Below are 25,487 nucleotides of genomic sequence, written 5' to 3'. Positions count from 1 at the left end.
GCCCCTTGTTCTTCAACGCAGTGTCAGCACGACACGCCGTTCTGGTTGCGCGCGAGATCGGCCTCGACCATCATGCGGCACAGCTGTTCGAGCGACGTCTCCGGATGCCAGCCGAGCTTCTCGCGCGCCTTGTCCGCGCAGCCGATCAGCAGATCGACTTCGGCAGGGCGATAGAAGCGCGGATTCACGCGAATCAGCGTCTTGCCCGTCGAAATATCGAGGCCGACTTCGCGCTCGTCGCGGCCTGTCCATTCGAGTTGATAACCCGCCGCTGCAAACGCCATCTTCACGAAATCGCGCACCGTCTCCGTGCGATTCGTCGCGAGCACGTAGGTGTCCGGCTCGTCCGCCTGCAGCATGCGCCACATGCCTTCGACATATTCGAGCGCGAAGCCCCAGTCGCGCTTCGCATCGAGATTGCCGAGTTCGAGCACATCGGCTTTACCGAGCTTGATCTTCGCGACGGTGTCGGTGATCTTGCGCGTGACGAATTCGCGGCCACGCAGCGGCGATTCGTGATTGAACAGAATGCCGCTCGTCGCGAACATGCCGTACGACTCGCGATAGTTGATCGTCGACCAGTGCGCGAACAGCTTGGCCACGCCATACGGGCTGCGCGGATAGAACGGCGTGTCTTCGCATTGCGGCACGGCCTGCACCTTGCCGAACATTTCCGACGTGGACGCCTGGTAGAAACGCATCTTCGGATTCACCGTGCGGATGCCTTCGAGCAGGTTCAGCACGCCGACGCCCGTCACTTGCGCAGTCGTCGACGGCTGGTCGAACGATACGCCCACGAAACTCTGCGCGGCGAGGTTGTAGAGTTCGTCGGCCTGCACGGTGTCGAGCAGACGCAGCGTGGAGCCGGCATCCGTCAGATCGTGTTCGACGAGTTGCAGATTCGGGTTGTCCATCACGCCGAGTTCTTCCATCCGCCAGAAGTTGACGGAACTGGTGCGGCGATACGTGCCCGTAACCTGATAGCCCTTGTTGAGCAGCAGCTTCGTCAGATAGGCGCCGTCCTGGCCGGATACGCCCGTGATGATGGCTTTGCGTTGTGTGGTCATGAGTTGCCTCTCGTCGGGTTGTCTGAAGTTGAATGAGGAGTGGACGGCGCGCGCGGCGGCTGGCTTTGTGAAGACGCAGCCACGTGGGACAGCCGCCGCACGAGCGGATCGATCACCTGAAAATCCTGCTGCGCCTTCACGCGATACAGCTCCGGCTTCGGATGCGCGCCGTCGGACATATGCGTTTTCCAGTCGGCCATCGCGGAGATTTGCGCGTAGTGGTCGACCAGTGGAACCTGCTGTTCGGCCGCCACACGCCGCGTCATCGCCACCATCTCCGCGAGACGCGCATTCAGGCGACCGTCGGGCATCGGGTTCGAGGTCTGCAGCACGGGCAGCTTGCCGAGCGCCTGCGCCGTTTTTACGAGCTCCGTTTCGGCCTGATAGAACTGCTCGGGCGTCTGGTTGTGCATCACTTCGTTGATGCCGTAGTTGATCGTGACGATCTGCGCATTCGATGCGGCGAGGCGGTCTTTCCACGGACCTTTGCGGCCCGGTCCCGTGCCGTCGCGCAGTTGCGTGGCCATCGTGCCGCCGACGCCGTCGTTCACCACTACGACACGCTCGCCATACTTCGCGCGCAACTGCTCCTGCAGATACGTGACCGCGTTATCGGGGCGTGGCCCGCAGTGACCGTCGCTGCACGAAATGCCGAGGGTCGTCGAGTCGCCGTACGCTTCGATCAGCACTTGCGGTTGCGCAGGCTCGTCCGCCGATGCGAGCGTCGCAGCGAAGGCAAGCGCACAGAGCACGGCGCGATGCATCCGTGCGGGCCTCAAGCGCTCGTCCTCGATGCTTCGCGTGCCGCGTGCAACAGTTCTTCGCGCGCTTCGTCGCGCTTCGTGCTGCGAGGCGACGCGCTGCCGTGAATCAGACGCCGTTCGAAGCCGAACCACGAGGCGCTTGCGTACGCGAGCGTGATCGCCAGCGCGAGCACGGCCGTCACCGGGCGGCTGTAGTGCAGCGGCCAGAGCACGTAGAGAACGGTCAGGTGAATCAGATAGATCGTGTAGCTGATCGTGCCGATATAGACGAGCACCGGGTTGCACAACACGCGCTTGACGATGCCCTTGCTTTGCAGCGCGATCACGACGACCGACGTGCATAGCACCAGCGACACGCTATACAGCCCCGCATTCGACAGCGGCGTATTGGCCGCGCGAAAACGCGGATAGTGCAGATGCAGCCACGCGAGCACGGCCAGCGCCGCGCAGATGCCGAGTGCAGCGAGCAACTTGAACGGCTCCAGCGCGTTCGCATTGCGTCGCACGGCGACGGCGAGCAGCGCGCCCGCCGCGAGCAGATCCATGCGGAACGGCGTCAGGTAATAGATCGGCCAGAACGAATCGAACCACGGCGTCGCGACGGCGCGCAGCACGGGAACGAGCACGATCAGCGCGGCCGCCACGTAACCGACCACGCGCTCGGGCAGCAGCAGAATCACGAACGGCCAGAAGATATAAAACTGCTCTTCGACGGCGAGCGACCACAGCACATTCAGGCTGTCATGGCCGCTTTGTCCGAGTGCATCGGCGATATTCGTCGCGAAGAACGCGTACCACTCCCAGTGCTGCGCCCAGCCGAGACCGAACAGCAGCGACGACACCAGCATCAGCAGCAGATACGGCGGCAGGATGCGACGCACGCGGCGCGCGTAGAAGTAACTGAAATACGACTGCTGGCGCGCCTTGCGTTCGAGCAGGATGCCCGTGATCAGAAAACCGCTCAGCACGAAGAACAGATCGACGCCCATCCATAGCGGCGCTTTCAGCGCGTGCTGTGCGAAGACGGCGAGCACAGCGATCGCACGCAGGCCGTCGAGCTGGACGATGCGTCGGTGATGAGTCGAAGGGGCGGGCAGGGTGCTGGCTGTCATGAGCGTCCGTGTATGCGCCTGATGCGGCATTCGAAGGGCCATGCACGATGTCGCGAGGCGATCACCATGAAGACGGGCGAAAACGGGTTTTATTCTAGGGAAATAAAAACACTAAAAAACCGGAATGAAATAAACGAATTGATTTGAATAATAAAAAAGACATTTTTGTATCGACGCGTGAGCCGTTACACCTCGATACACCTTTCCGAAGAAATGCGGCAAGAACTACCGGATCACGCGACGCGCCGGAAATTCACGGCCAGTTTTGCCCGCAAAATTGCCCGAAAAGCACGCAGACCGATTTTTTTCAATTTTCTTTTCGATCGTTTCAACACGCGAATAATTTTGAATTATTTGCGATTTACGTGATTCATTCTTTGCAATTACCGTTAAGCGCTGATTGGACCATTGCGCTTTAGCGATGCTTTAACGCTAATGCGCGCATTGCAGGTTCTTTTGCGCATTTCCGCATTGCATCCGGTGCTGCATGCCGATCGCTGCCTTTGTTTCGTCTCGACTGGAGAACCCGCGTTGCCTCGACTCACGCTTGCTCGCGCGATGTGCGCGTTTGCCTTGCTCGCCACGCTGCATGCGTTCGCGGAACCCGCGCTGAACGTGCAGACGTCGTGGATCGGCAATACGTTCGGCTTCGGCGACGGCAGCTGGACGCAGATCAATATCACGTCGCTCGCGGTGTCGCCGGATGGCAAGGTTTATACGAACGCCCCGTGGGACGAGAGCGGCGCGGAGGCGAGCGTCTATCAGAACGGCAAGATGCTCGGCTTCGCGGGCGGCACGCACGGCTGGGGCAACAGCGGCGGCAACGCGATTGCGATCAACGGGCGCTACGCGTATGTGGCCGTTGGTGTCGGCAACGAGAAGGGGCATCTCGTCGGGCAGGGCGTGTGGCCGGAGAAGGGCCGCCAGTGGTACGGCATCTCCCGACGCGAGATCGGCGACACGAAGCGCGTCGCGGCGTTCCAGTCCGCTGTGAGCAGCCTCGATCCGCATGCGAAAGCCGCCGCCGCATTCGAACTCGTCAACGACGTGCCGACGGGCACGCATGGCGACATCAACGGGCTCGCCGCGAGCGACACGACGCTGTATGCGTCCAACACGACGCAGAACCGCATCGAGGTGTACGACGCCGAATCGATGCAACGCAAATCGCAATGGAACATCGCCGCGCCGGGACGCATCGCGCGTGCAGGCGACGGCACGTTGTGGGTGCTGACGGATACGCTGAGCGAGCATCCGAAAGTCGTGCATCTCTCTGCCGACGGCCAGCGCCTGAAAGACGAATTGCCGCTGCCCACGGACGCCGTCGCCGTCGATCTCGCCGTCGACCCGCAAGGCCGCGTGCTGATCGCCGATAACGGTCCGCGCCAGCAGGTGCTGTTCTTCAGCAAGCGTGACGGCACGTATGCGTTGACGTCGACGCTCGGCGAACGCGGCGGCATTTTCTCGGGCGTGGCAGGCAAGCCCGGACCGCAGCGTTTCAACGGACTGACGGGCGTGGGCGTCGATGCGCGCGGCAACGTTTACGTGTCGACCAACGGCATCGGTCCGCGTTTCGAACCGACAGGCGCAGGCCTCGGCGCAACGCTCGAAAGCTATGCGCCCGATGGCAAGCGTCTGTGGCAGGTGGAAGGGCTGCTGTTCGTCGATGGCGCGTGGATCGATCCGTCGCGGCCCGACAGCGTCTATATGGGCAACAAGCGCTTCGAACTCGATCTGTCGAAACCTGCCGGCCAGCAATGGAAATACGCGGGCTTTCTGACCAACCGCTTCCGCTATCCCGACGATCCCGTCTTCAACACTGATCAATGGCCGGGCCTGCCCATCGCACGCCAACTGAAGGGCCGCACGTTCCTGTTCCTCACCGACATGTACGCGGACCATCTGAAGATCTATCGCTTCGATGGCGGCCGCGACGGCGAGACGGCGACGCCTTCGGGCTTTATCGCAGGCCGCGAACGCGCCGTACTGAAGGTGCCGAACGCGCCGAAGGGCGGCGACTGGATCTGGCGCGACACGAACGGCAACGGCCATTTCGACGCCGATGAATTCACGCCGAACACGACGGGCAATCACCTCGCGGGCGGCTGGGGCTGGTGGGTCGACACCAACGGCGACATCTGGCGCGCGCGCGATTCGAAGGGCATCAACCGCTTTCGATTCGGCGGCCTCGATGCGAAGGGCAACCCGATCTACTCATACGCGGACATGACCGCGTACGCGGTGCCGCAGCCGTTCAGCGAAGTCAAACGCGCGATCTACGACCCGCAAACCGATTCGATGTACGTGACGGGGTACACGCCCGAAGCCCCGTTCGACCGTGCGTTCTGGAAAGAAGTGGGCCGCGTGCTGGTGCGCTACGACAAATGGTCGAGCGGCAATCCCGTTGCGCGCTACACGCTGCCGCTGCCGTGGGACACGAAAGCGAAGCCCGTATCGACGCTGATCGGTCTCACCGTCGAAGGCAAGTACGTGTTCGCCGTCGAGCCCGTCGGCACCGTGCACGTCTACGACAGGGACACGGGCACACCCGTCGGCACGATGCAGCCGGGCCCGGAAGTAGGCCGTGCATCGGGTTGGGTCGACGTGCCCAACGGCATCAGCGCGCATCGACGCAAAGACGGCGAGTACCTCGTGTTCGTCGAGGAAGACGCGCGCGGCAAGGTCCTGATGTACCGCTGGAAACCCAACGCCTAAGCACAGATTCTCCACCCACACGCTACTCCGACAAAAACGCAACGCATGACTGACTCAAAAGGAATCCGATGGACAAGGGCATCCTAAGAAACGTAGTGATCAACCTGATCGGACTGGTGTTGCCGACGTTTGTTTCGCTCGTCACGGTGCCGTCGTACATCAAGCTGCTGGGCGTCGAACGCTACGGCGTGATCAGCCTCGTCTGGACGCTGATCGGCTACTTCAGCATCCTCGATCTCGGCATGAGCATGGCCGCGCAGAATCACATCTCGAAGGCGCGCGCGTCGAACGACGCCGATGCCTGCGAACAGGTGTTCTGGAGCGCGACGTGGCTCAATCTGGCGACGGGCATCGTCGGCGGACTCGTCATTTACTTCGGCGCGGCGCTTTATACCGCGTACTTCTCGAAGGTGTCGCCCGAACTGCAGCACGAGGTCTATATGGCGCTGCCGTGGCTCGCGGTGGCGATTCCATTGGCGAACGTGTCGTGGGTCTTCGCGGGCGCGATCAACGGCGCGGAACGCTTCGGCATCTACAACACGAACCAGACGCTCGGCACGTTCCTGTTTCAGCTGTTGCCGCTCGCGGCTGCATGGATGATGGGCCCGACGTTGCAGAACGTGCTCGCGGCCGCTGTCGTCGCGCGTCTGCTCGCCGCGATTCTGCTCGGACGTTCGGCGTTCAGTGTGCTCGGCATCCGCCGGTTGCGTGCGCCGCAATTCACAGTGGCGAAGGGCCTGTTCAACTTCGGCGGCTGGATGCTGATTGCGAGCATCACGGGCATGGTCGCCGAATCGCTCGACCGCGTGATGCTCGGCACGAGTCTCGGCGCGCGCTTCGTCACGTACTACACGGTGCCGCAGAACCTCGTCACGCGTCTGAACATCGTGCCCACGGCAATGCAACGCACGCTATTCCCGCGGCTTTCCGCGGTCGGCCGCGACGATGCCGACGTCATCATGCGGCAGTCGCTCGAGTTCCTGAACGGCGTGTTCACGCCCGTTGCGCTCGTCGCGATGATCGTGCTCGAACCGTTCCTGCATGCGTGGGTCGGCAGCGAAATCGCGGACGTGGCGGGGCCTGTCGGCCGCATTCTGATCATCTCCGTGTGGCTCGTCGGTCAGGCGAACCTCGCGCGCATCCTTATTCAGTCGCAGGTGCATCCCGCTTCCGCTGCGCGTCTCGGCCTGTTCGAACTGCCGTTCTTCGCGGGCGCATTGTGGTTCGGCATCGCGCATTTCGGGCTGACGGGTGCGGCCGTCGTGGTCGCCGCGCGCGGGCTGTTCGATTACGTCGTGCTGCTGCGCCTCTCCGCGATTCACGCGCGTCCGATCGTGCTCGACATGTGCGCGCATCTCGTCTTCCTGGTGGGCACGTTGTGGCTCGCCACCTTGCTGTCCAGCCTGCCGATGGCCATTGCCGCGGGCGCGCTCGTCGTGAGCGCGAACGTCGCCTGGTCGCTCACGATGACCCCTGCATTGCGCGATCTTGCGCGTTCGCTGCTTGCGCGTCTGAAGTTGCGACTCAATCCGAGGAATAGCGCATGAACCACGATATCGTTGAAGAAGACCTGCTGCGTCCCACGCCTGTGACGCGCGATGCAGGCCACGATCTCATCCCCACCACGCCCGTTTCCAGGCCACCTGCGACGCCCGTGAAACGACGCGGCGCGCGCAGCGTCGGCCCCGTGCGCGTCGCGATCATTCACGACTGGCTCGTCACCTATGCTGGCGCCGAGCGCGTGCTCGAACAGATCGTCGCGTGCTTTCCGGATGCCGATCTGTTCAGCCTCGTCGACTTTCTCGACGACCGCACGTTTTTGCGCGGTAAATCGGTGACGACGTCGTTCATCCAGAAGCTGCCGATGGCGCGCACGAAGTACCGTTCGTATCTGCCATTGATGCCGCTCGCGATCGAGCAACTCGACGTGTCCGCATACGACGTCGTGATCTCGAGCAGCCATGCCGTCGCGAAGGGCGTGCTGACGGGACCGGACCAGGTGCATATCAGCTATGTGCATTCGCCCATACGCTACGCGTGGGATTTGCAGCATCAATACCTTCAACAGTCGAAGCTGACGAGCGGACCGAAGTCCGCATTCGCGCGGCTCATCCTGCACTACATGCGCAACTGGGATATCCGCACGTCCAACTCCGTCGATGCCTTCGTCGCGAACTCGGAGTTCATTTCACGCCGCATTCGCAAGGTCTATCAGCGCGAATCCGAAGTGATCTTTCCGCCCGTCGATGTCGAGGCGTTCTCGCTCTGCGAACAGAAGGACGATTTCTATCTGACGGCGTCGCGCATGGTGCCGTACAAGAAGATCGATCTGATCGTCGAGGCGTTTGCGAAGATGCCCGAGCGCAAGCTCGTCGTGATCGGCGACGGTCCCGACATGCAGAAGGTGCGCGAGAAGGCGACGCCCAACGTGCAGATCATGGGCTATCAGCCTTTCAACGTGCTGCGCGATCACATGCGCCGCGCGAAGGCATTCGTGTTCGCGGCGGAAGAGGACTTCGGCATTTCGGTGGTGGAGGTACAGGCCTGCGGCACACCCGTGATCGCTTACGGCAAGGGCGGGGCGCTCGAAACCGTGCGCGACCAGTACGAATCGCATCCGACGGGCATCTTCTTCAACGAACAGACGACCGATTCGATCATCGATGCCGTCGAGCATTTCGCGAGCGATCCCGCGCGTTTCAGGCCCGCCGACTGCCGCGCAAATGCCGAGCGTTTTTCGATCCGCCATTTCCGCGAGCGCTTCTTCGGCTTCGTGCGCGAGTCGGTGCCGGCATTGCGCGGCGCGTCGCTGCCTTCCGACGATCCGCCCGTCATCGGCAAAGAACAGAAGCATGAAACGAGTGCATTGCGCGTGCTCGCGATCGATCAGAGCGGCGTGATGGGTGGCGCCGAACTGTCGCTGCTGGAGATCGTGAAGGCGCTCAAGGCGCGTGTGCAGGTCGTGCTGTTCGACGACGGCCCGTTTCGTGTGGCGCTGCATCGCGAAGGCGTCGCCGTCGATGTCCTCGATCCCGGCGCGATACGCGAGGTCCGCAAGCAGGGCGGCACACCGCCGTTGGCGAAAGCGGTGAAGGGCGTGGCGTCGCTGGTGCGCGCGACGGTCGCGCGTGCGCGTGACAGCGACGTGATCTACGCGAACACGCAGCGCGCGATGGTGATCGGCGCGATCGCGGGACGTCTCGCACGACGCCCCGTGGTCTGGCATCTGCGCGATATCGTGAGCCCCGAGCATTTCGGCGGCAAGCAGCTGGCGATCATCAAGTGGTGCGCGAAGTTGGGCCTCGCGCACGTGATCGCCAATTCGGCCGCTTCGGCGCGCGCGTTTTCCGATCTGACGCAGTTCGGTGACAAGCGCATCGACGTCGTGTTCAACGGCATTTCCAGCGCGCCGTTCAATGCGCTGCGCGATGTGCCGCAAAGCGTGCTGCGCGCGCGACTCAACTTGCCGCAGGACGCTTTCCTCGTCGGTTCGTTCAGCCGGCTCGCGCAATGGAAGGGGCAGCACGTGCTGCTCGAAGCGATGGTGCTCAATCCGCACATGCATGCCGTGCTGGTGGGTGCAGCGCTGTTTGGCGAAGACGCATACGAAGCGAAGCTGCATGAGTTCGTCGCGACGCACGGTCTTGAAGAGCGTGTGCATTTTCTCGGCTTCCAGGACGACGTGGCCGCGTGCATGTGCGCCGTCGATGTCGTCGCGCATACGTCGATCACGCCCGAGCCGTTCGGCCGCGTGATCGTCGAGGGAATGCTCGCGCAGCGGCCCGTGGTGGCGTCGCGCGCGGGCGGCGTGACGGAGATCATCGACGACGGCGTGAACGGCGTGATGTGCACGCCGGGCGATGCGCATGCGCTCGCCGATACGCTCGCCGAGTTGCGCTCCGATCAGGCCTTGCGCGATCGGCTCGTCGCACGCGGCTATCAGACGGCCGTGCGCAAGTTCGGTACGCAGACGTACGTCGAGGGCGTCGAGCGCATTCTGGCGAACGTGGCGGGCGCGCACGCAAAGATCGCCAGCTGAGAAAAGCAGAAAGGCCGGCGCGATCTGTATCGCGCCGGCCTTTCTTTTTGCCTGAATCTGCTTGAGTCGTTAGTGCATGCGCTTTGCAGCAGCAGGCTTCAAACTCGCCGACCACTTCATCGCAGGCAGTTCGACGCAACGATAAAACACCCATGCAGCGGCAAGCGCGACGAGCATAAAGCCGAAGGTCGGAAAGATCGACATCTGCAGCGCCGAGCGATACAGCAGCGACGACAGCAGCACGAAAATCGGCAGATGGATCGAGTACAGCGAGAAGCTGAAATCGCCGAAACGCGACAGCAAGCGGATCGCGGGCGTGTCGTTGTGACGCCGGCTCTTGAGCGCTTCGTTCAGATAGCACGCGAAGCCCAGCGCCCACAGCTGGAATGCGTAGTACTGGGCGAAGTGGAGCGCGGCACAGCCCAACGCCGTCAACATTGCCGCCGCGCCATACATGAGCCACGGCATGCGCTTCTGCGCTGTGTTGTGCTTCACCTGCGATTCGGCGATCCATGCGCCGAGCGTCCACGAGAGCCAGAACGACGTGAAGAATTGCAGTTCATGGCGCTCGAACACGAAGTACGACGCGATGTTGACGAGCGCAACGAGACCGAGCACGCCGTTCATGCCGAGCCGCTTGCGCAACGCGAAAAGCAGCGGATATACAGCGTAAAACTGCACTTCGAGCGACAGCGTCCACAGCGCGCCGTTGGAGCCATATGTCTTGCCGGCCACGCCTTGCAGCGAAAACAGATTGACGAAAAAGGCCTTCGGACCGATATCGAGAATCTTGTGATTGACGGGCGGAAACTGCAGGCTCGCCCAGTCGAGCGCCAGCGTGAGCAGCAAAGCGGCGAACAGCACGGGATAGATGCGCGTGAAGCGGCGTGCCCAGAAGTTCATCGCGTCGAGCCTGTAGGCAGGATTCGCCGCGAGCTTTTGCGCGGCGCTGCGATGAATGCAATAGCCGCTGATGACGAAAAAAATCGACACGCCCGCCGAGCCCCATGCAATCGGCAAAGTCAGGTACGCGACGATCGTGTTCAGGTCGAGCGACTTGCCCGCGACGTGGTGAAAGCTCTGCATGCCGACCCATTCGACCTGGCGGCAATGAAAATAGGCCACTAGCAGCGCAGCAAAGCCGCGCATCGCGTCGATGACGTGTTCCTTGTCGGCGACTTTTGTCTCACTGCGCGTCGCCGGCGCGAAGGACAGGGACGAGCCGTTGGCGCCCAGTGCTGTATCGCTCATGCGGTCCTTGATCGTTGATGGATGAAAAGGCGCAAGGCTTCAAGAGGCCGCGCGCCCGCGTGCCTAACGTACGCGAATGGTAGGTGAATAGACCGGCAAAAAAACGGCAAGAAATGATTCGAATAATTTGAATCGACATATGGCCGTTTTATTTCCGGAGTCGCGCATAAATCCACATAGCCGCTTGAATTATTTGACGTTTTTTTCGTGTTACGTTGATGCGGGAAAACTTTGACAGGGGTGGAGTCATGAACCTGCATTTGATCGCCGGCGTCGTCGTGCTGCTGCTGCTCGTCGCCGTGTCCGCATATCGCGAAGCACTGCGCAACGAGCCGATCAGCCGTATCCGCATGAATCCGGAAAAGATGCCGCAGTTCGAAGAGAACGAATAGCCACATCTGCGCAGCACGCATCGGCTCAACGGCAAGAATTACCCGGCGTATGCAAGGCGATTCAAAGATTCGGCGTCATTGTTTCCCGATGCTTTTCGAATGTCGGAATAAATGATCGTCAATCGAACAATTTGAAATAATTTAGATGCCGCGTTGCACAAAATTTCGAACAGTTTTGCGCTAGTCTTTTCCAGCACGACAATGCGCCGCCTCTCACGGCGATTGCATACATTCAATCCAACCGAGTGGAAATGCATACCATGCTGAAAGTCACCAAAGCCGTCTTTCCTGTTGCGGGCCTCGGAACACGTTTTCTGCCTGCCACGAAGGCGAGCCCGAAGGAGATGCTGCCCATCGTCGACAAGCCGCTGATCCAGTACGCAGTCGAAGAAGCGATCGCAGCAGGCATCACCGAAATGATCTTCGTCACGGGCCGCAGCAAGCGCGCCATCGAAGATCACTTCGACAAGTCCTATGAAATCGAAGCGGAACTCGAAGCGCGCGGCAAGGCGCAATTGCTTGAGCTGGTACGCAGCATCAAGCCCGCGAACGTCGACTGCTTCTATGTGCGTCAGGCCGAAGCGCTGGGTCTGGGTCATGCCGTGCTGTGCGCGGAAAAGCTCGTCGGCGAAAGTCCGTTTGCAGTGATTCTTGCCGACGACCTGCTGCACAGCGAAAAGCCCGTGATGAAGCAGCTCGTCGACACGTTCAACCACTATCACAGCTCGGTAGTCGGCGTCGAAACGATCGCGCGCGAAGCGAGCCGTTCGTATGGCGTCGTCGACGGCAAGGAGTGGGAAGAGGACGTGATCAAGCTGTCGGGCATCGTCGAAAAGCCGGCACCCGACAAGGCGCCGTCGAATCTCGGCGTGGTCGGCCGCTATGTGCTGATGCCGACCATCTTCAAGCATATCCGCGCGCTGAAACCGGGTGCGGGCGGCGAACTGCAATTGACGGACGCGCTGCAATCGCTGCTGACGGAAGAGCAGGTGCTCGCGTATCGCTACTTCGGTACGCGTTTCGATTGCGGCAGCAAGCTCGGCTATCTGAAGGCGACGGTCGAATTCGCGCTGCGTCACCCGGAAGTGCGCGCGGATTTCGAAGATTATCTGCAAGCCTATCTGCCGCTGCATCTGACGAAAGCCGCTGCATGAATCCAACGCCTGCGGCAGCGACGGCGCGTCTATGCGCCCTCGCGCTGCAGGTCGGTCGGCGCGAGTTCGCGTGCGATCAGGACGAAGCGGGCCCGCTGGCCGACGATGCGTGTGCGAGTATTGCGCGCACATCGTCGTCGGTCGTTTCGTTGAAGTCGGAATAGAACTGGCTGACAGCGAAGAAGGATTCCGGCGTCACCACACAGACGAATTCATCGATCTCGCCGCCGATCCGCGCCGACGCATCATATGGTGCAACGGGCAACGCAGCGACGATCTTCGCGGGCGAGCGAGCGCGCAATGCGCGTGCTGCGACTGTCATCGACGCACCCGTCGCGAGTCCATCGTCGACGATGATCGCGATGCGATTCGCCACGTCGATACTGTTGCGCTGCGGATCGCGAAACAGTACTTCGCGTCGCGCGAGTTGCACTTTTTCATCGGCCAGTACGCGCTCGAAATCAGCACGGGACACAGCCGTCTCGCGCAGCAGTTCTTCATCCACATACAACGCATCGCCCGATGCGATCGCGCCCATCGCCAGTTCGCATTGCCACGGCACGCCGAGCTTGCGCACCACTAAAACATCGAGGGGCGCACCGAGCGCGCGTGCGACTTCATACGCGACAGGCACACCGCCGCGCGGCAAGCCGAGCACGACGACGTCATCGCGTCGTGCGTATTGCTTCAGATGATCGGCGAGCGCACGGCCCGCGTCGGCGCGATCCGCAAACCGCTGGTGCATGATTCGCTCGCTCCCACGTCCGCTATCCCTTCACTATAGGACGTTGAGCATCGAAAGGGCCGACTCCTGCAAGGGCCGCAACACGCGATGCAGCGCCGCTTCCGACGTCTCCTTGCCCATCGGCATGTTCGTGCTGAGTGCGGCGACCACTTCGCCATGCCGGTTCTTCATCGGCACGGCCACACCACGCACGCCGATATCGAGTTGCTGTTCGATCACAGCGAAACCGTCCGCTTGCGCGCGACGAATCTTTTCGAGCAGACCCGTGCGGTTCGTCAGTGTGTGCGGCGTGAACGGTGCGAGCGACGTGTCGTTGAGCCACGTCTGCATCGCGTCCTGATCGCGGTGATACGCGAGCAGCACGACGCCGGGCGAGGTGAGCGGGGCGGGCACACGCGCGCCGAGCACGAAGCCTGTCGTCATCACGCGCGACGTGCCGTTACGCGCGATGAACACGAGTTCCCAGTCGTCGAGCACGCTCACATAGACGGATTCGCCGATCGACGCGCTCAGTTGCTGCAGATACGGCTGCACGGTTTTCGGCAGACGCGCCGAATCGAAATACGACCAGCCGACGCGCAGCACGCGTGGCGTCAATCCATACAGCTTGCCGTCGCCCTGCACATAGCCGAGATGTTCGAGCGTCAGCAGATAGCGGCGCGCGGCCGTGCGCGTCATGCCCGTCAGTTGCGCGGCCTGACTCGGCGTGAGGCGCGCGTGTTCGCTGTCGAACGACTCGAGGATCGCGAGGCCTTTTTCGAGGCCCGCGATCCAGTCGCGTTTGTCCAATGGCGGTCGGTTCATGGCAATTACCCCTTGATTCTGCGCGGCTAACGTATCGATACGCGCGATTATCGCTCACGTAGGGCAATTGCGTTTCGTTGGCTGATTCGTGCGCGGGCGATCAAATCACACCGGTCCATTCACCCCAAAAACCGCGCGAATCCTTGCACCCGCTGTATCCGCGCCACCACATCGTGCCTGGTGCAAACCCGCAAAGCGCGCGTTAATCGCACATAAACGTGCGATTAACGCACAGTTTGGCGTTGGCCAGCATTGCCCGACCTGGCTCGCTTGCCTATTCTTGAGCCACCTCAGCGGCTCGCGGTCTTGCCGGCGCCGCATCGACGGGAATAGCGAATGCGTCGCCCTGCAACACGGGTTTCACCGAAGAAGGTTCTGCCATGAGTCAAGCAACGAGTCAGCCCTGCATCATCTCCGTCGCGATCACGGGCTCCGTGCCGCGCAAGAAGGACAATCCGGCCGTGCCGATCTCGGTGCCCGAGCAGGTCGAGAGCACGCATGAAGCGTATGAAGCGGGCGCGACGCTCGTGCACCTGCATGTGCGCGACGAAGAAGAGCGTTCGAGTTCGGACCGCAACAGCTTTGCGGTGCTGCAAGAGGGCATCCGCAAGCATTGCCCGGACATCATCATCCAGTTTTCGACGGGCGGCCGCGGCCGTTCGTTCGAACAGCGCGGCGCGATGCTCGATTTGCGTCCCGACATGGCCTCGCTCGCGACGGGCTCGGTGAATTTCCCGACTACTGTCTACGAGAACCCGCCCGATTTCGTGCGCATGCTCGCACAGACGATGCTCGATCATGACGTGAAGCCCGAAATCGAAATTTTCGATCTGGCCATGCTGTACAGCACCGTCGATCTCGTTCAACAGGGCTTGCTGAAAGAGCCCGTGCACGTGCAGTTCGTGATGGGCGTGAAGAACGCATTGCCTGCGCGCCGCGAGATTCTCGAATTCGAAGTCGAGCAACTGAAGAAGCTCTTGCCGACGGCGACGTGGACGGCGGCAGGCATCGGCCGTCACCAGCTCGAAGTGAATCACTGGACGCTCGAAATGGGCGGCCATTGCCGCACGGGTCTCGAAGACAACGTGCGCTGGGACAAGGACACGCTCACGAAGAGCAATGCGCAGCTGGTGCAGCGCGTGGCGGATCTGTGCGCGCAATACGGCCGTCCCGTCGCGACGGCGAAACAGGCGCGTGAGCTGCTGGCGCTCAAGCCCGTCGCCTGAGCGCGCATTCAGTACGTTTTCTCATCGAGCCCACTATGCTTCGCTCCATTGCCACCGTGTCGGTTAGCGGCACGCTCGTCGAGAAGCTCGCTGCGATTCGCGCGGCCGGCTTCGATGGCGTCGAGATCTTCGAGAACGATCTGCTGTATTTCGACGGCTCGCCCGCCGACATTCGCAAGCGTTGCGACGATCTCGGCCTGCAGATCATGCTGTTCCAGCCGTTCCGCGATTTCGAGGGCGTCTCGAAGGAACGGCTCGCGCAGAATCTGAACCGCGCCCAACGCAAGTTCGAGCTGATGCACGAACTCGGCACCGATCTGGTGCTCGTGTGCAGCAACGTCAACGCAAACGTGATTGCAGACGACGGTTTGATCGTCGATCAGCTCGGCGAGCTTGCATTGCTCGCCGAACGCGAAGGCGTGCGCGTCGGTTTCGAAGCGCTGGCGTGGGGCAAGTATGTGAATTCGTATCGCCACGCATGGCGGCTCGTCGATGCCGTCAATCATTCGAATCTCGGGCTGATACTCGACAGCTTCCACACGTTGTCGATCGACGACCCCATCGATCCCATCGCCGACATTCCCGGCGACCGCATCGCGTTCGTGCAGATCGCCGATGCGCCGCTGCAAAAGATGGACGTGCTCGAATGGAGCCGTCACTACCGATGCTTCCCAGGGCAGGGCGAATTCGACGTCGCAGGCTTCGCGGATCGTGTGCTGGCGACGGGTTATCAAGGCCCGTTTTCGCTGGAGATTTTCAACGACGGCTTTCGCGCCGCGCCGACGGCAGCGACGGCTGCCGACGGTTATCGCTCGCTGCTGTATCTCGAAGAGCAGGCCGCGCATCGACGTGACGCATCAACAGTCACGCAGGATGCGCAGCCGCTGTTCACGCCGCCTGCGCCGCCCGCGCATTCGGGTTTCCAGTTCATCGAGTTCGCCGTCGATTCGACGAGCGCGCCGCGTCTTGCGCAGCGCTTTGCTGAAGCGGGATTTCATGCGGCGGGCAAGCATCGCTCGAAAGACGTGACGCTGTATCAGCAGGGCGATGCGTCGATCGTGCTGAACGCCGAGACGGATTCGTTTGCGAGCGAGTTCTTTCATCGGCACGGATTGTCGCTGTGCGCGTCGGCGTTTCAGGTCGACGATGCCGGGCGTGTATTCGAGCGCGCGACGTCGTTCGGCTATGCACCGTTTTCGGGCCGAGTCGGCCCGAACGAACGCGTCGTGCCGGGCGTGCGTGCGCCTGATGGCAGCCTGCATTACTTCGTCGATGCGCGGCCCGACGAGCCGACGTTGTATGAAGCCGACTTCGTGCTCGACGCGCAGGCCAACGGACAGCCGGCCGGGCAGGGCGAGCTGAAACGTATCGATCACGTGTGCCTCGATCTGCCCGCCGATACGCTCGATACGTGGATTCTTTACTTCAGGGCTGTGTTCGGCTTCGAAGCCGAGGCGGCCTGGTTGCTTCCCGATCCTTACGGACTGGTGCGCAGCCGCGCGGTGCGCAGCGCCGACGGCTCGGTGAGGATCGTTCTCAATGCGTCGGTGGACGGGCGCACGTCGACGGCGCAATCGCTGCATACGTATCGCGGTACAGGTCTGAATCACGTGGCATTTGTCACCGACGATATCTTCGCGGCCGTCGAACAGTTGCGCGCACGCGACGTTCGGCTATTACGGATCCCGTCGAACTATTACGATGACCTTGAAGCGCGATACGATTTCGCCGACAGCATGGTCTCGATGATGAAAGACGCTCACGTGCTCTACGACCGGGACGCGCAGGGCGGCGAATTCTTCCATGTGTACACCGAGCAGATGGACGGACGCTTCTTCCTAGAGATCGTGCAGCGCAAGGGCGGTTATGACGGATACGGCGCGGTGAACGCGCCTGTGAGACTCGCCGCGCAGGCACAGCGCAAGAACGGCTAGCAGCACGAACAGAGATCGCGCGGGTGACGTACTAGTGGTTACCCGTAGCGATCCGCGCAACACGACATACAGGCAACCCGGCTTTCCCCGCATCACTTCGGCTTTTCCCGTACTACCACGCAGCACTGGCGGCGACGGTCTCCGTTTGTCCGAAGCCGGCAAAGCGATGCTCTGCATCGTCATAACACTCAAAGATAAAAGGATCAGGAGATGAAAAGACGTTACCCCGAAGTCAAACTCGCGCTGGCTTGCGCAGCAGTGCTGGCCGCGATGCCTGCCTTCGCACAGAACAGCGTGACGCTGTACGGCATCGTCGATAACGGCATTGGTTATCAGTCGAGTTCGACTACGCTCGGTTCGACCGCGAACGGCCACTCGGCAGTCAAGATGGTCACGGGCGTGTGGGCGGGCAGCCGCTTCGGCCTGAAGGGCGCGGAAGACCTCGGTGGCGGCACCAAGGCGATCTTCACGCTGGAAGAAGGCTTCAGCGCGAACAACGGCGCGATGTCGACGACCAACCTGATGTTCAGCCGCCAGGCGTTCGTCGGCGTGACGAACGATGCGTACGGCTCGCTGACGGCCGGCCGCCAGTATGCGTCGTACTACCAGCTGCTGTCGCCGTACAGCCCGACGACATGGCTCACGGGTTTCTACGGCGCGCACGCGGGTGACGTCGACGGTCTCGATACGATTTATCGCGCGAACAACACACTGCTGTACATGTCGCCGAAACTCTACGGCTTCAAGTTCAGCGGCTCGTATTCGTTCGCGGGCGTGCCGGGCAGCGCGTATCAGGGTTCGACGTGGAGCACGGCCGTGCAATACGCGCAGGGCCCGATCGGCATCGCGGTCGGCTTCTCGAAGATCAACAACTCGAACGTGAACGGCGGCACTTTCGGCACCGACACGGCGACGTCGAACAACGGCTCGCAGGCGGGTGTCTCGGCTGTGACCAACGGCTTCCAGACGGCGCGCGCGCAGCAGCGCTTCGCGGTCGGCGCGGGCTACACGTTCAGCAGCCAGTTCGACATCACGGCAACGTACTCGAACGTGCAGTACATTCCGGGCATCGGCTCGTCGTACCGCAACCTGGCGATCTGGAATTCGGGCGGCATCGTGCTGCACTGGAAGCCGACGGCAGCGTGGGACTTCGCGACGGGCTATGCGTACACGCGCGCGACGCAGTCGAATGGCATCACGAGCAGCGCGTCGTACTCGCAGTTCAACCTGTCGGAGTACTACTCGCTGTCCAAGCGCACGGGCATTTACGCGCTGCAGGCATACCAGCGCGCGAACGGCCAGACGCTCGGCACGAACGGCCGCACCATCATCAACGCAACGGCAACGCTCGGCGACGGTTTCAACTCGACGCCTTCGTCCTCGCGCAGCATGGTCGGCGTCGGCGCGGGCATTATTCACCGCTTCTGATTCTCGCCTGAAGCTGTTTTATCGTTTGAACGCTGCTTGACGGTTGGCTGAAGTTGCCGTCGAGCAGGACAGGGCGCCGCGATTGCGGCGCTTTGCTTTTGCGGGCCCGCATGCTGCATCGAGTTGCATTTGCGGGCCGGGATCGGCGCTTGCTGGCCGCGTCGGCGGTTGAATTTCCGTTTGTGACGCGCTGAAATCGGCATGGCGACAGCAAAAAGCCATCAACGGCATGCATCATGGACGGACAGCAAGGAGAGCCAGTGGGCATCGAGATGCTCAGCGGCTGCTACAATCCTGCGTCATTGCAATGAAGGTGAACACATGGGCTTTGAACAACTGGCGAAGCTGAGGGACGAACTCGCCAAGCAGGCAAAAGCGCAGCGCAAGGAAAAGCAGGCTGCGGACACGCACGCTGCCCACCCGGGCAAGGATGCGAAGGCTAAGGACTCGAAACCCAGAGACGCGCGTCCGGCGGGCAAGCCTGCCGCGAAGGCGGACCGCAAGCCGGCGCCCGCGCGTCCGGCCGCGAAGCAGCAGAATCCCGTCGATCCCGTCGTGCATACCATCGGCAAGTTGCAGAAGCGGTTCCCGCTGGCATTTCCGAAGAATCCTGCACCGAAGGTCGCGCTGAAAATCGGCATTCTCGACGATCTGCTCGCGCAGGCCGGCGAACTGAAACTGACCGAGCAGGAAGTCCGCGATGCCGTGAGCACGTGGTGCCGTGGCAGCCGCTATTGGGCGAGCCTGACGGAAGGCGCATCGCGCGTCGATCTGACGGGCGCGGAAACGGGCAAGGTCACGGCGTCGGAATCGGCGTTCGCGCGACGTCGTTCGGGCGGCCGGACGAAACCGGCGGCGAAGACTGATGGTGCGGGTGTTGTTGAGAAGGCGGCGGGTGATGCGACTGCGGCTGCGGCTGCGACTTCCGCTGAGGCTCCGGCCAGCACGGATGGCGAAGAAGGAAACGCGCCGGCTGCTGATCAGGCGCAAGGTTGATGGATTGAGGTTGTAGGGAGCGGTGGCGGGTTTGCTGCTGCTTATTCGTTATTTGACATAATCTTAATTATCAACATTCTGGATGTAGCGGCCAAGTTGTAATGTCCGCTTTTAGCCAACCCCAGCCAGCCATCCCCGCACCAACAACAAATCACTGCGCCGCGCCACGCCCCCGAACAAACGCCGCATACCCATTCTGTGTCTTCAGAATCTTCTCAACACAATCGTCGTAATCCGAACCCTTGGCATTGTCCGGTCCATACATCCCGCGACATTGCGCGAACAGCGTGAGCGTCGCGCCACCGGGTTTGGCCACTCGCGTCGCGGAAAACGACACCTTGCCCGAGCTATACGGCACTTCGGTTTCGATCGCCAGCGCATCGGCGCGCGTCACCGACGTATCGGAGTGCTGCTCGACGTAGCGCTTCGTCTGCGCCCACGCGGCGTCGCACTGCGCCTCCTGGCAATCGACGGCTGCATTGCGCTGCGCGGCGGCGAGACTGGTTTCGTTGTGCTGATACGCCTGCGCCTGGCGCGCTTCCTTTTCGGCGGACGAACAACCGGCGAGCACCAGAGCAGCCAACACACATGCATTGATCTTTTTCACAGGCAACGTCTCCCTGACGATAGTCGAGCGCGATTATATCCGCGCGCCCGAAGCGCCCGCAGATCCATTCGAGTGCCACGCGCCCTCGCCCAGCCATCTTTCGCGCCCAGCGCAGACAAGAAAAAACGCGCGCTCCGCTGCACACGGAACGCGCGTCAGAAGCAGTCTCGCGCGAGACTCAAAACCACGCAATGTCACGTCATACCGCGATGCATCGCATGCACTGAATCTCGCACACGTCGAGCCGCTTAGAAGCGGTGACGGATGCCGACCGTGCCGACGACTTGCGAATCCGTCGACGAAGCGCTCACGCCGACGATGTGCGCCGTGATACCCGAGCTGCCCGTGCTGCCGACGTGCTGGTAAGCCGCTTCAGCATAGACATCGGTGCGCTTGGACAGTGCGTAATCCGATTGCAGCGTGATCTGGTGGTACTTCGGATCGACGCCTTGCAGGCTTGCATCGGTGTACGTGTAGGCACCCGACAGCGACCATGCCGGCGTGATCGCATAGCGGCCGTTCAGTTCGAAGTTCGTGAAGTGCGCACCCGTGCCGTTCAGCGTGAAGCCGCTCGACTTGCCCGATGCCGTCGAGCCGATCGCCGTCGCGTTCGCGAGTTGCGTCTGCGTGAAGACGAAGCCGACGTTCGCCGGACCGAACGCGTAGCTGACGCCCGCGCCGTACGTGCGTTGACGCGAAGCCGTGAAGGTCGCGTCCGTGCTCACTGCGCCGCTCGTGTTGCTCGAGCCCGCGCCGTTCAGTTGCAGGTAAGCCGCCGCAACCTTCAGGCCGCCGAATGCGTACGTTGCGCCGACGCTGTACGCGCGGTTGTCCGAGAAGCCGTCAGCTTCGTTCGAAAAGCCGTACATCGCGCCGAGCTTGAAGCCCGCGTAATCGACGCTCTGATACTTCACCGAGTTGCTGACGCGGAACGAGTTGTTCAGGTTGTCGTTGTCGTACGGGTGCGAAGCCAGCGTGCCGCCGTATTGCGTGCCGTTCAGCGACAGCGGGCCCAGATTGTCGACGAGGTTGTCGTACTGACGACCGAGCGTCACCGAACCGTACTGGTTGCTTGCGAGACCGACGAATGCCTGGCGGCCGAACAGTCGGCTGTTCTGGCCCATCGCGCCTGTCGACAGGTTAAAGCCGCTTTCCAGTGTGAAGATCGCCTTCAGGCCATTGCCGAGATCTTCCGAGCCGCGCAGGCCCCAACGGTTGCCGTTCAGGATGCCGCTAGCCTGCTGGATGTTGCTGTGACCGCCGGAGTTGCTGGAGTACGTGAGGCCCGTATCGAGCAAACCGTAGAGCGTCACCGAATTTTGAGCGTGTGCTGCGCCGGCCGTGGCGAACAGCGCGAGCGAGAGGGTCGAGAGTACGAGCTTTTTCATCTTTTCTCCATTATTCCGATAACGAATGCTATCGTGGCGCGGAGAATATCTGATTGATCTGGCATTGCGACTTTGTCGTTGTGTTTTAACCACCCTTTAAATGCTTTCCTAATCTTCCCGGTAACGCTATTCGTAATTTCGGCGATGCAGGTGCAGATGTGAAATGGGGCGCATCCCTCTCGCGGATGCGCCCCAAGTGCCCAATTCTAGCTGTTCCCGGAATACAGGCCTGCGGATTCTATGAATCGGTTGTTAAAGCCGCAAGCGGCGGAATGCGCATTTACCTTTCCTATTCTTATAATGGTAAGGAATGGCAATCCAATGACCTGATTTAAATTCTATTTAAAACTCGCAATAAATCATTGTCAATTAGAAGCATTGCGTTTTTTAAAGCGATCTGGGCATTACGCACGCGGCGTTAACGCGCCTGTCGTCGCAGGATTGTCGGCCACCGACAATTCGCTGATGGCGCTCGCGATCGGCGCGGGGTCCGTGTTCTTCTGCCACGTCGACGACGCGGGCTTCTGGGATGAAGCAACGTCAGGGTTCGTCGCGCAGCCCAAGGACCTGCAGGTAAGTGTCGAGCGAACGCTGAACCGCTTGCGCGACGAGCAGCGTGATCGCGGTGTAATCACCCGTCACGCAGGCTTCATCGAGTGCATCGTAGTACGCGAGGCGATCTTCCTTGCGGATGATCGCTGGGGGATAGCCCGCCTTCATCAATTCGAAATTCAGCAACAGGCGCGCTGTACGTCCGTTGCCGTCCACGAAAGGATGAATCTTGACGAACCGCGTGTGGAGTTCGGAAGCACGCGCAACAGGATGCAGCGCGCGCGCCTGGGCGTGCCATTCGACGAGCGACTTCATTTCCGCGGGCAGATGGAGAAAGTCCGGCGGAATCGTGCTTGCGCCCGCAATCACGACGTTTTCCTGCCGATACCGCCCTGCTTCACCATCGTCGATGCCCTTCAGCACGAGACTGTGAATGTTGCGGATTTGCCATTCCGACAATGACTCGTCCTTCGCGACCAGTTCCTCGACATAGAGGATGGCATCGCGATGGTTGGTCGCTTCGAAATGCTCTCGAAGCGATTTCCCGCCTACCGTAATGCCTTCGAGTACGACCTTGGTCTCACGCAGCGTAAGCGTGTTGCCTTCGATTGCGTTGGAGTGATAGGTCCATTCCAGTGCCAGCTTCTCGCGCAATGTGGCGAGCGAATGCTTCGGCAACGGGCGAGCCGCGTCGAGCTTCGACTTGTCGTTATCGATGGCCTCGAATTGCGCGCTAGGTGAAAGTGTCATCTGTGTTGTGAGCGCAAATGGTGTGTCGAATCGATCGTGCGCATGGCCCGATCATAGCATCGCCCTTCTGCCGTGCGTTTCGCTGAAACGCCTGTCAATCCACAATCTCCGGCGCATCAATCGCCCGCTTCAACAAATCGACGAACGCCTGCACTGTCTGCGGCAGCGTGCGTCCCGCCATCGTCTGAACCTGCAGCGTGCGCTGATGCAGTTCGGGGTTCGTAATCGGAATCGCCGCCAAACCATCCACTTCGAGCCGGCTGCGCACGGTCAGATAACCCGTCAGCGTCACAGCATCCGTCAGCCTCACGAAACTCTGCAGCGCCGCGTGATAGTTGCTGACGAACACCGGCTCGAAAATCAGCCCTTCGAGGCTGCATGAAATATCGAACAGCTGCCGGATCGTCACGCCCTGGTTGTCCATCGCGAGCGGCCACGGCGTGAGGTCCTTCAACGACACCGACTCGCGCGCCGCCAGCGGATGCCCGCGCCGCACCAGCGCATAGATCGGCGCGCGCTGCGAGTAGTGCACGTTGATCTCCTTCTCCGGCGCGATGCTGAAGCACACGGCGATGTCCACCGTCCCTTCCCTCACCCGCTGCGTCGCCACGGATGGCGCGGACACGTCGAGCTGAAAATGCGTCGACGGATACGTCTTCAGAAAATGCGCGAACACCTGCGGCAGAAAATGCGGCGCGACGCCCTCCGAACTCGCGACGCGGATCGTCGCGTGCCCCTCCTCCGCCAGCCCGCGGATTTCGCCGATCACGCGCTCCGTTTCGAGCACGCTGCGCCGTGCGTGTTCCGCCAGCAGGCGGCCGGCGTCGCTCAGCACCATCCCGCGCGGACGACGTTCGAATAGCGGCGTCCCCAGTTCTTCCTCCAGCTTGCCGATCTGCCGGCTCAACGCCGACACGGCGACGAAAAGCCGCTCCGATGCCTTGCTCAGCGACCCGCTGCGAGCCACTTCCAGAAAGTAACGCAGTGCTGTGTTGTCCATGTCCGCTTTGCCGTTTCGGCAACGATTCGTCGCAAATATTGTAATTGTGCAGAAATATCGGCGACCGCAGCATCGATTCGACTGCTTATTGACGAACCCGCGCCCTATGTCGGCGCGAAGCACAGGAGACCTGCCGTTGACTCGTGATATCGCCATTCAAAACGCGGCCAGCCAGTATGATTCCGGCCGTTTTCTCGATGACTTGCGGCGCCGCGTCGCGTATCGCACGGAGAGCCAGGAGACCGACAGCGGCGAACGCCTGCGCGGCTATCTCGACGACGAACTGACGCCGCTGCTCACACAGTGGGGCTTCACCTGCCGGGTCGTCGACAATCCCGCGAAAGGCGCAGGTCCGTTCCTGATCGCGCATCGCCATGAAGACGATGCGCTGCCGACCGTGCTCAGCTACGGTCACGGCGACGTCGTGCGCGGCTACGACGCGCAGTGGCGCGACGGGCTCTCGCCGTGGGACGTGACCGTCGACGGCGAACGCTGGTACGGCCGCGGCACCGCCGACAACAAAGGCCAGCACAGCATCAATCTCGCCGCATTGAAGGCCGTGCTCGACGCGCGCGGCGGCAAACTCGGCTTCAATCTGAAGCTGCTGTTCGAAACGGGCGAGGAAGTCGGCTCGCCGGGCCTGCACGCGCTCTGCACACAACTGCGCGACGAACTCGCCGCCGACGTGCTGATCGCCTCCGACGGCCCGCGCCTGTCCGCGCATCGTCCGACGCTCTTTCTCGGCTCGCGCGGTCTGGTGAACTTCAAGCTCGAACTGACGCTGCGCGAAGGCGGCCATCATTCGGGCAACTGGGGCGGGCTGCTGCGCAATCCGGGCGTCGTGCTCGCGAGCGCGATTGCGTCGATGGTCGATGCGGACGGCAAGATTCTCGTCGACGGGCTGCGCCCGCCGCCCATTCCCGACTCGGTGCGTCGTGCGTTGTCGGACATCGCCGTGGGCGGCAATCCGGGCGAACCGACCGTCGATACCGACTACGGCGAGCCGGGCCTCACGCCAACCGAGCGCGTGTTCGGCTGGAACAACCTCGAAGTGCTCGCGTTCCGCACCGGCAACCCGGAGAAGCCCGTCAACGCGATTCCGCCTTCGGCCATCGCGTTCATGCAGATCCGCTTCGTGGTCGGCACGGACTGGCAGAACCTCGAATCGATCGTGCGCAAGCATCTCGACGAGCACGGCTTCGGCATGATCGAACTCGACGTGGAGCGCGGCGCGCCCGCGACACGCGTCGATCCCGACAACGCGTGGGTGCAATGGGCGCTGCGTTCGCTGCGTCAGACGACGGGCGACGAGCCCGTGCTGCTGCCGAACCTCGGCGGCACGCTGCCCAACGACGTCTTCGCCGACGTGCTCGGCATGCCGACGATCTGGGTGCCGCACTCGTATCCCGGCTGCTCGCAGCACGCGCCGAACGAGCATCTGCTCGGCCCTGTCGTGCGCGACGGACTGCGCATCATGGCCGGCCTCTTCTGGGATCTCGGCGCGCAGGACGTGAGCGCAAACAATCCCGCACCGCATGTTTCGACCACCCCCGCCTGAGGACG

At 61.8% G+C, this 25,487-nt stretch carries 20 protein-coding genes and 1 pseudogene; 11 read left to right on the top strand and 10 right to left on the bottom strand.

The window, feature by feature from the left end; all coding sequences use genetic code 11:
• Positions 1 to 23 precede the first annotated feature (23 nt).
• From gmd to QEN71_RS21670, 3 genes are read right to left on the bottom strand one after another with little or no spacing between them, the layout of a single operon-like run.
• Positions 24 to 1,067 (bottom strand): GDP-mannose 4,6-dehydratase, encoded by a 1,044-nt coding sequence (gene gmd / locus QEN71_RS21680; RefSeq protein ID WP_201652430.1) that lies wholly within the window; start codon positions 1,065 to 1,067, stop codon positions 24 to 26.
• Complete coding sequence (locus QEN71_RS21675; RefSeq protein ID WP_201652455.1) at positions 1,064 to 1,831, bottom strand: SGNH/GDSL hydrolase family protein; 768 nt, start codon at positions 1,829 to 1,831, stop codon at positions 1,064 to 1,066. The genes gmd and QEN71_RS21675 overlap by 4 nt, the downstream gene beginning before the upstream one ends.
• A gap of 11 nt (positions 1,832 to 1,842) precedes the next feature.
• Positions 1,843 to 2,943: an acyltransferase family protein gene (locus tag QEN71_RS21670; RefSeq protein WP_201652432.1), complete on the bottom strand. Its 1,101-nt coding sequence runs from the start codon at positions 2,941 to 2,943 to the stop codon at positions 1,843 to 1,845.
• 531 nt (positions 2,944 to 3,474) lie between these two features.
• Between QEN71_RS21670 and QEN71_RS21665 the strand changes: the two genes are divergently transcribed.
• From QEN71_RS21665 to QEN71_RS21655, 3 genes are all read left to right on the top strand, one after another.
• Entirely contained in the window at positions 3,475 to 5,658 is a 2,184-nt protein-coding gene (locus QEN71_RS21665; protein ID WP_201652434.1) for an NHL repeat-containing protein, read from the top strand.
• A 68-nt stretch (positions 5,659 to 5,726) separates the two neighbouring features.
• A complete protein-coding gene (locus tag QEN71_RS21660; RefSeq protein WP_201652437.1) occupies positions 5,727 to 7,205 on the top strand; it encodes an oligosaccharide flippase family protein in 1,479 nt (492 codons plus the stop codon).
• Complete coding sequence (locus QEN71_RS21655) at positions 7,202 to 9,697, top strand: glycosyltransferase family 4 protein (RefSeq protein WP_290468219.1); 2,496 nt, start codon at positions 7,202 to 7,204, stop codon at positions 9,695 to 9,697. Before QEN71_RS21660 ends, QEN71_RS21655 begins: the two co-directional genes overlap by 4 nt.
• Positions 9,698 to 9,766: 69 nt before the next feature.
• Here the strand turns inward: QEN71_RS21655 and QEN71_RS21650 are convergent, their stop codons facing one another.
• On the bottom strand, positions 9,767 to 10,948 hold the full coding sequence (locus QEN71_RS21650; protein WP_201660398.1) for an acyltransferase family protein: 1,182 nt from the start codon (positions 10,946 to 10,948) through the stop codon (positions 9,767 to 9,769).
• 248 nt (positions 10,949 to 11,196) lie between these two features.
• Here QEN71_RS21650 and QEN71_RS21645 point away from each other — a divergent pair, with 248 nt between their 5' ends.
• Complete coding sequence (locus QEN71_RS21645) at positions 11,197 to 11,340, top strand: hypothetical protein (RefSeq protein WP_201660401.1); 144 nt, start codon at positions 11,197 to 11,199, stop codon at positions 11,338 to 11,340.
• A 260-nt stretch (positions 11,341 to 11,600) separates the two neighbouring features.
• Positions 11,601 to 12,494, top strand: coding sequence for a UTP--glucose-1-phosphate uridylyltransferase GalU (galU, locus tag QEN71_RS21640; RefSeq protein WP_201660403.1), 894 nt, complete (start codon positions 11,601 to 11,603; stop codon positions 12,492 to 12,494).
• 76 nt (positions 12,495 to 12,570) lie between these two features.
• Here the strand turns inward: galU and QEN71_RS21635 are convergent, their stop codons facing one another.
• A complete protein-coding gene (locus tag QEN71_RS21635; RefSeq protein WP_201660406.1) occupies positions 12,571 to 13,239 on the bottom strand; it encodes a phosphoribosyltransferase in 669 nt (222 codons plus the stop codon).
• A gap of 33 nt (positions 13,240 to 13,272) precedes the next feature.
• The gene (locus QEN71_RS21630; protein ID WP_201660409.1) at positions 13,273 to 14,043 is read right to left on the bottom strand and encodes an IclR family transcriptional regulator domain-containing protein; all 771 of its coding nucleotides are present in this window, start codon (positions 14,041 to 14,043) and stop codon (positions 13,273 to 13,275) included.
• 380 nt (positions 14,044 to 14,423) lie between these two features.
• Here QEN71_RS21630 and QEN71_RS21625 point away from each other — a divergent pair, with 380 nt between their 5' ends.
• The 4 genes from QEN71_RS21625 (at position 14,424) to QEN71_RS21610 (ending at position 19,627) form a co-directional block, all read left to right on the top strand.
• Entirely contained in the window at positions 14,424 to 15,269 is an 846-nt protein-coding gene (locus QEN71_RS21625; RefSeq protein WP_201660412.1) for a BKACE family enzyme, read from the top strand.
• Between the two features lie 35 nt (positions 15,270 to 15,304).
• On the top strand, positions 15,305 to 17,203 hold the full coding sequence (locus QEN71_RS21620; protein ID WP_201660414.1) for a bifunctional sugar phosphate isomerase/epimerase/4-hydroxyphenylpyruvate dioxygenase family protein: 1,899 nt from the start codon (positions 15,305 to 15,307) through the stop codon (positions 17,201 to 17,203).
• A 210-nt stretch (positions 17,204 to 17,413) separates the two neighbouring features.
• The gene (locus tag QEN71_RS21615) at positions 17,414 to 18,631 is read left to right on the top strand and encodes a porin (RefSeq protein WP_201660417.1); all 1,218 of its coding nucleotides are present in this window, start codon (positions 17,414 to 17,416) and stop codon (positions 18,629 to 18,631) included.
• 321 nt (positions 18,632 to 18,952) lie between these two features.
• On the top strand, positions 18,953 to 19,627 hold the full coding sequence (locus tag QEN71_RS21610; protein ID WP_201660420.1) for a ProQ/FinO family protein: 675 nt from the start codon (positions 18,953 to 18,955) through the stop codon (positions 19,625 to 19,627).
• 151 nt (positions 19,628 to 19,778) lie between these two features.
• Here QEN71_RS21610 and QEN71_RS21605 read toward each other — a convergent pair whose 3' ends face one another.
• Positions 19,779 to 20,234, bottom strand: coding sequence for an META domain-containing protein (locus QEN71_RS21605; protein WP_201660424.1), 456 nt, complete (start codon positions 20,232 to 20,234; stop codon positions 19,779 to 19,781).
• Positions 20,235 to 20,482: 248 nt separating this feature from the next.
• Entirely contained in the window at positions 20,483 to 21,622 is a 1,140-nt protein-coding gene (locus QEN71_RS21600) for a porin (protein WP_201660427.1), read from the bottom strand.
• A 414-nt stretch (positions 21,623 to 22,036) separates the two neighbouring features.
• Here QEN71_RS21600 and QEN71_RS21595 point away from each other — a divergent pair.
• A pseudogene (locus QEN71_RS21595) lies at positions 22,037 to 22,150 on the top strand (GntT/GntP/DsdX family permease); the annotation flags it as partial.
• 12 nt (positions 22,151 to 22,162) lie between these two features.
• Here the strand turns inward: QEN71_RS21595 and QEN71_RS21590 are convergent.
• Positions 22,163 to 22,924 carry a Fic family protein gene (locus tag QEN71_RS21590; protein ID WP_201660430.1) on the bottom strand — a complete coding sequence of 254 codons (762 nt, stop codon included), beginning with the start codon at positions 22,922 to 22,924 and terminating at the stop codon, positions 22,163 to 22,165.
• A 94-nt stretch (positions 22,925 to 23,018) separates the two neighbouring features.
• Positions 23,019 to 23,924: a LysR family transcriptional regulator gene (locus QEN71_RS21585; protein ID WP_201660433.1), complete on the bottom strand. Its 906-nt coding sequence runs from the start codon at positions 23,922 to 23,924 to the stop codon at positions 23,019 to 23,021.
• 136 nt (positions 23,925 to 24,060) lie between these two features.
• Here QEN71_RS21585 and QEN71_RS21580 point away from each other — a divergent pair, with 136 nt between their 5' ends.
• Positions 24,061 to 25,482 (top strand): M20 family metallopeptidase, encoded by a 1,422-nt coding sequence (locus QEN71_RS21580; protein ID WP_201660436.1) that lies wholly within the window; start codon positions 24,061 to 24,063, stop codon positions 25,480 to 25,482.
• Positions 25,483 to 25,487: the final 5 nt, after the last annotated feature.

It is taken from the genome of Paraburkholderia sabiae (assembly GCF_030412785.1).
Classification (GTDB): Bacteria; Pseudomonadota; Gammaproteobacteria; order Burkholderiales; family Burkholderiaceae; genus Paraburkholderia; species Paraburkholderia sabiae.
The sequence above is the reverse complement of the archived record's forward strand: the minus strand, read 5'-3'. Positions and strand labels throughout refer to the sequence as shown.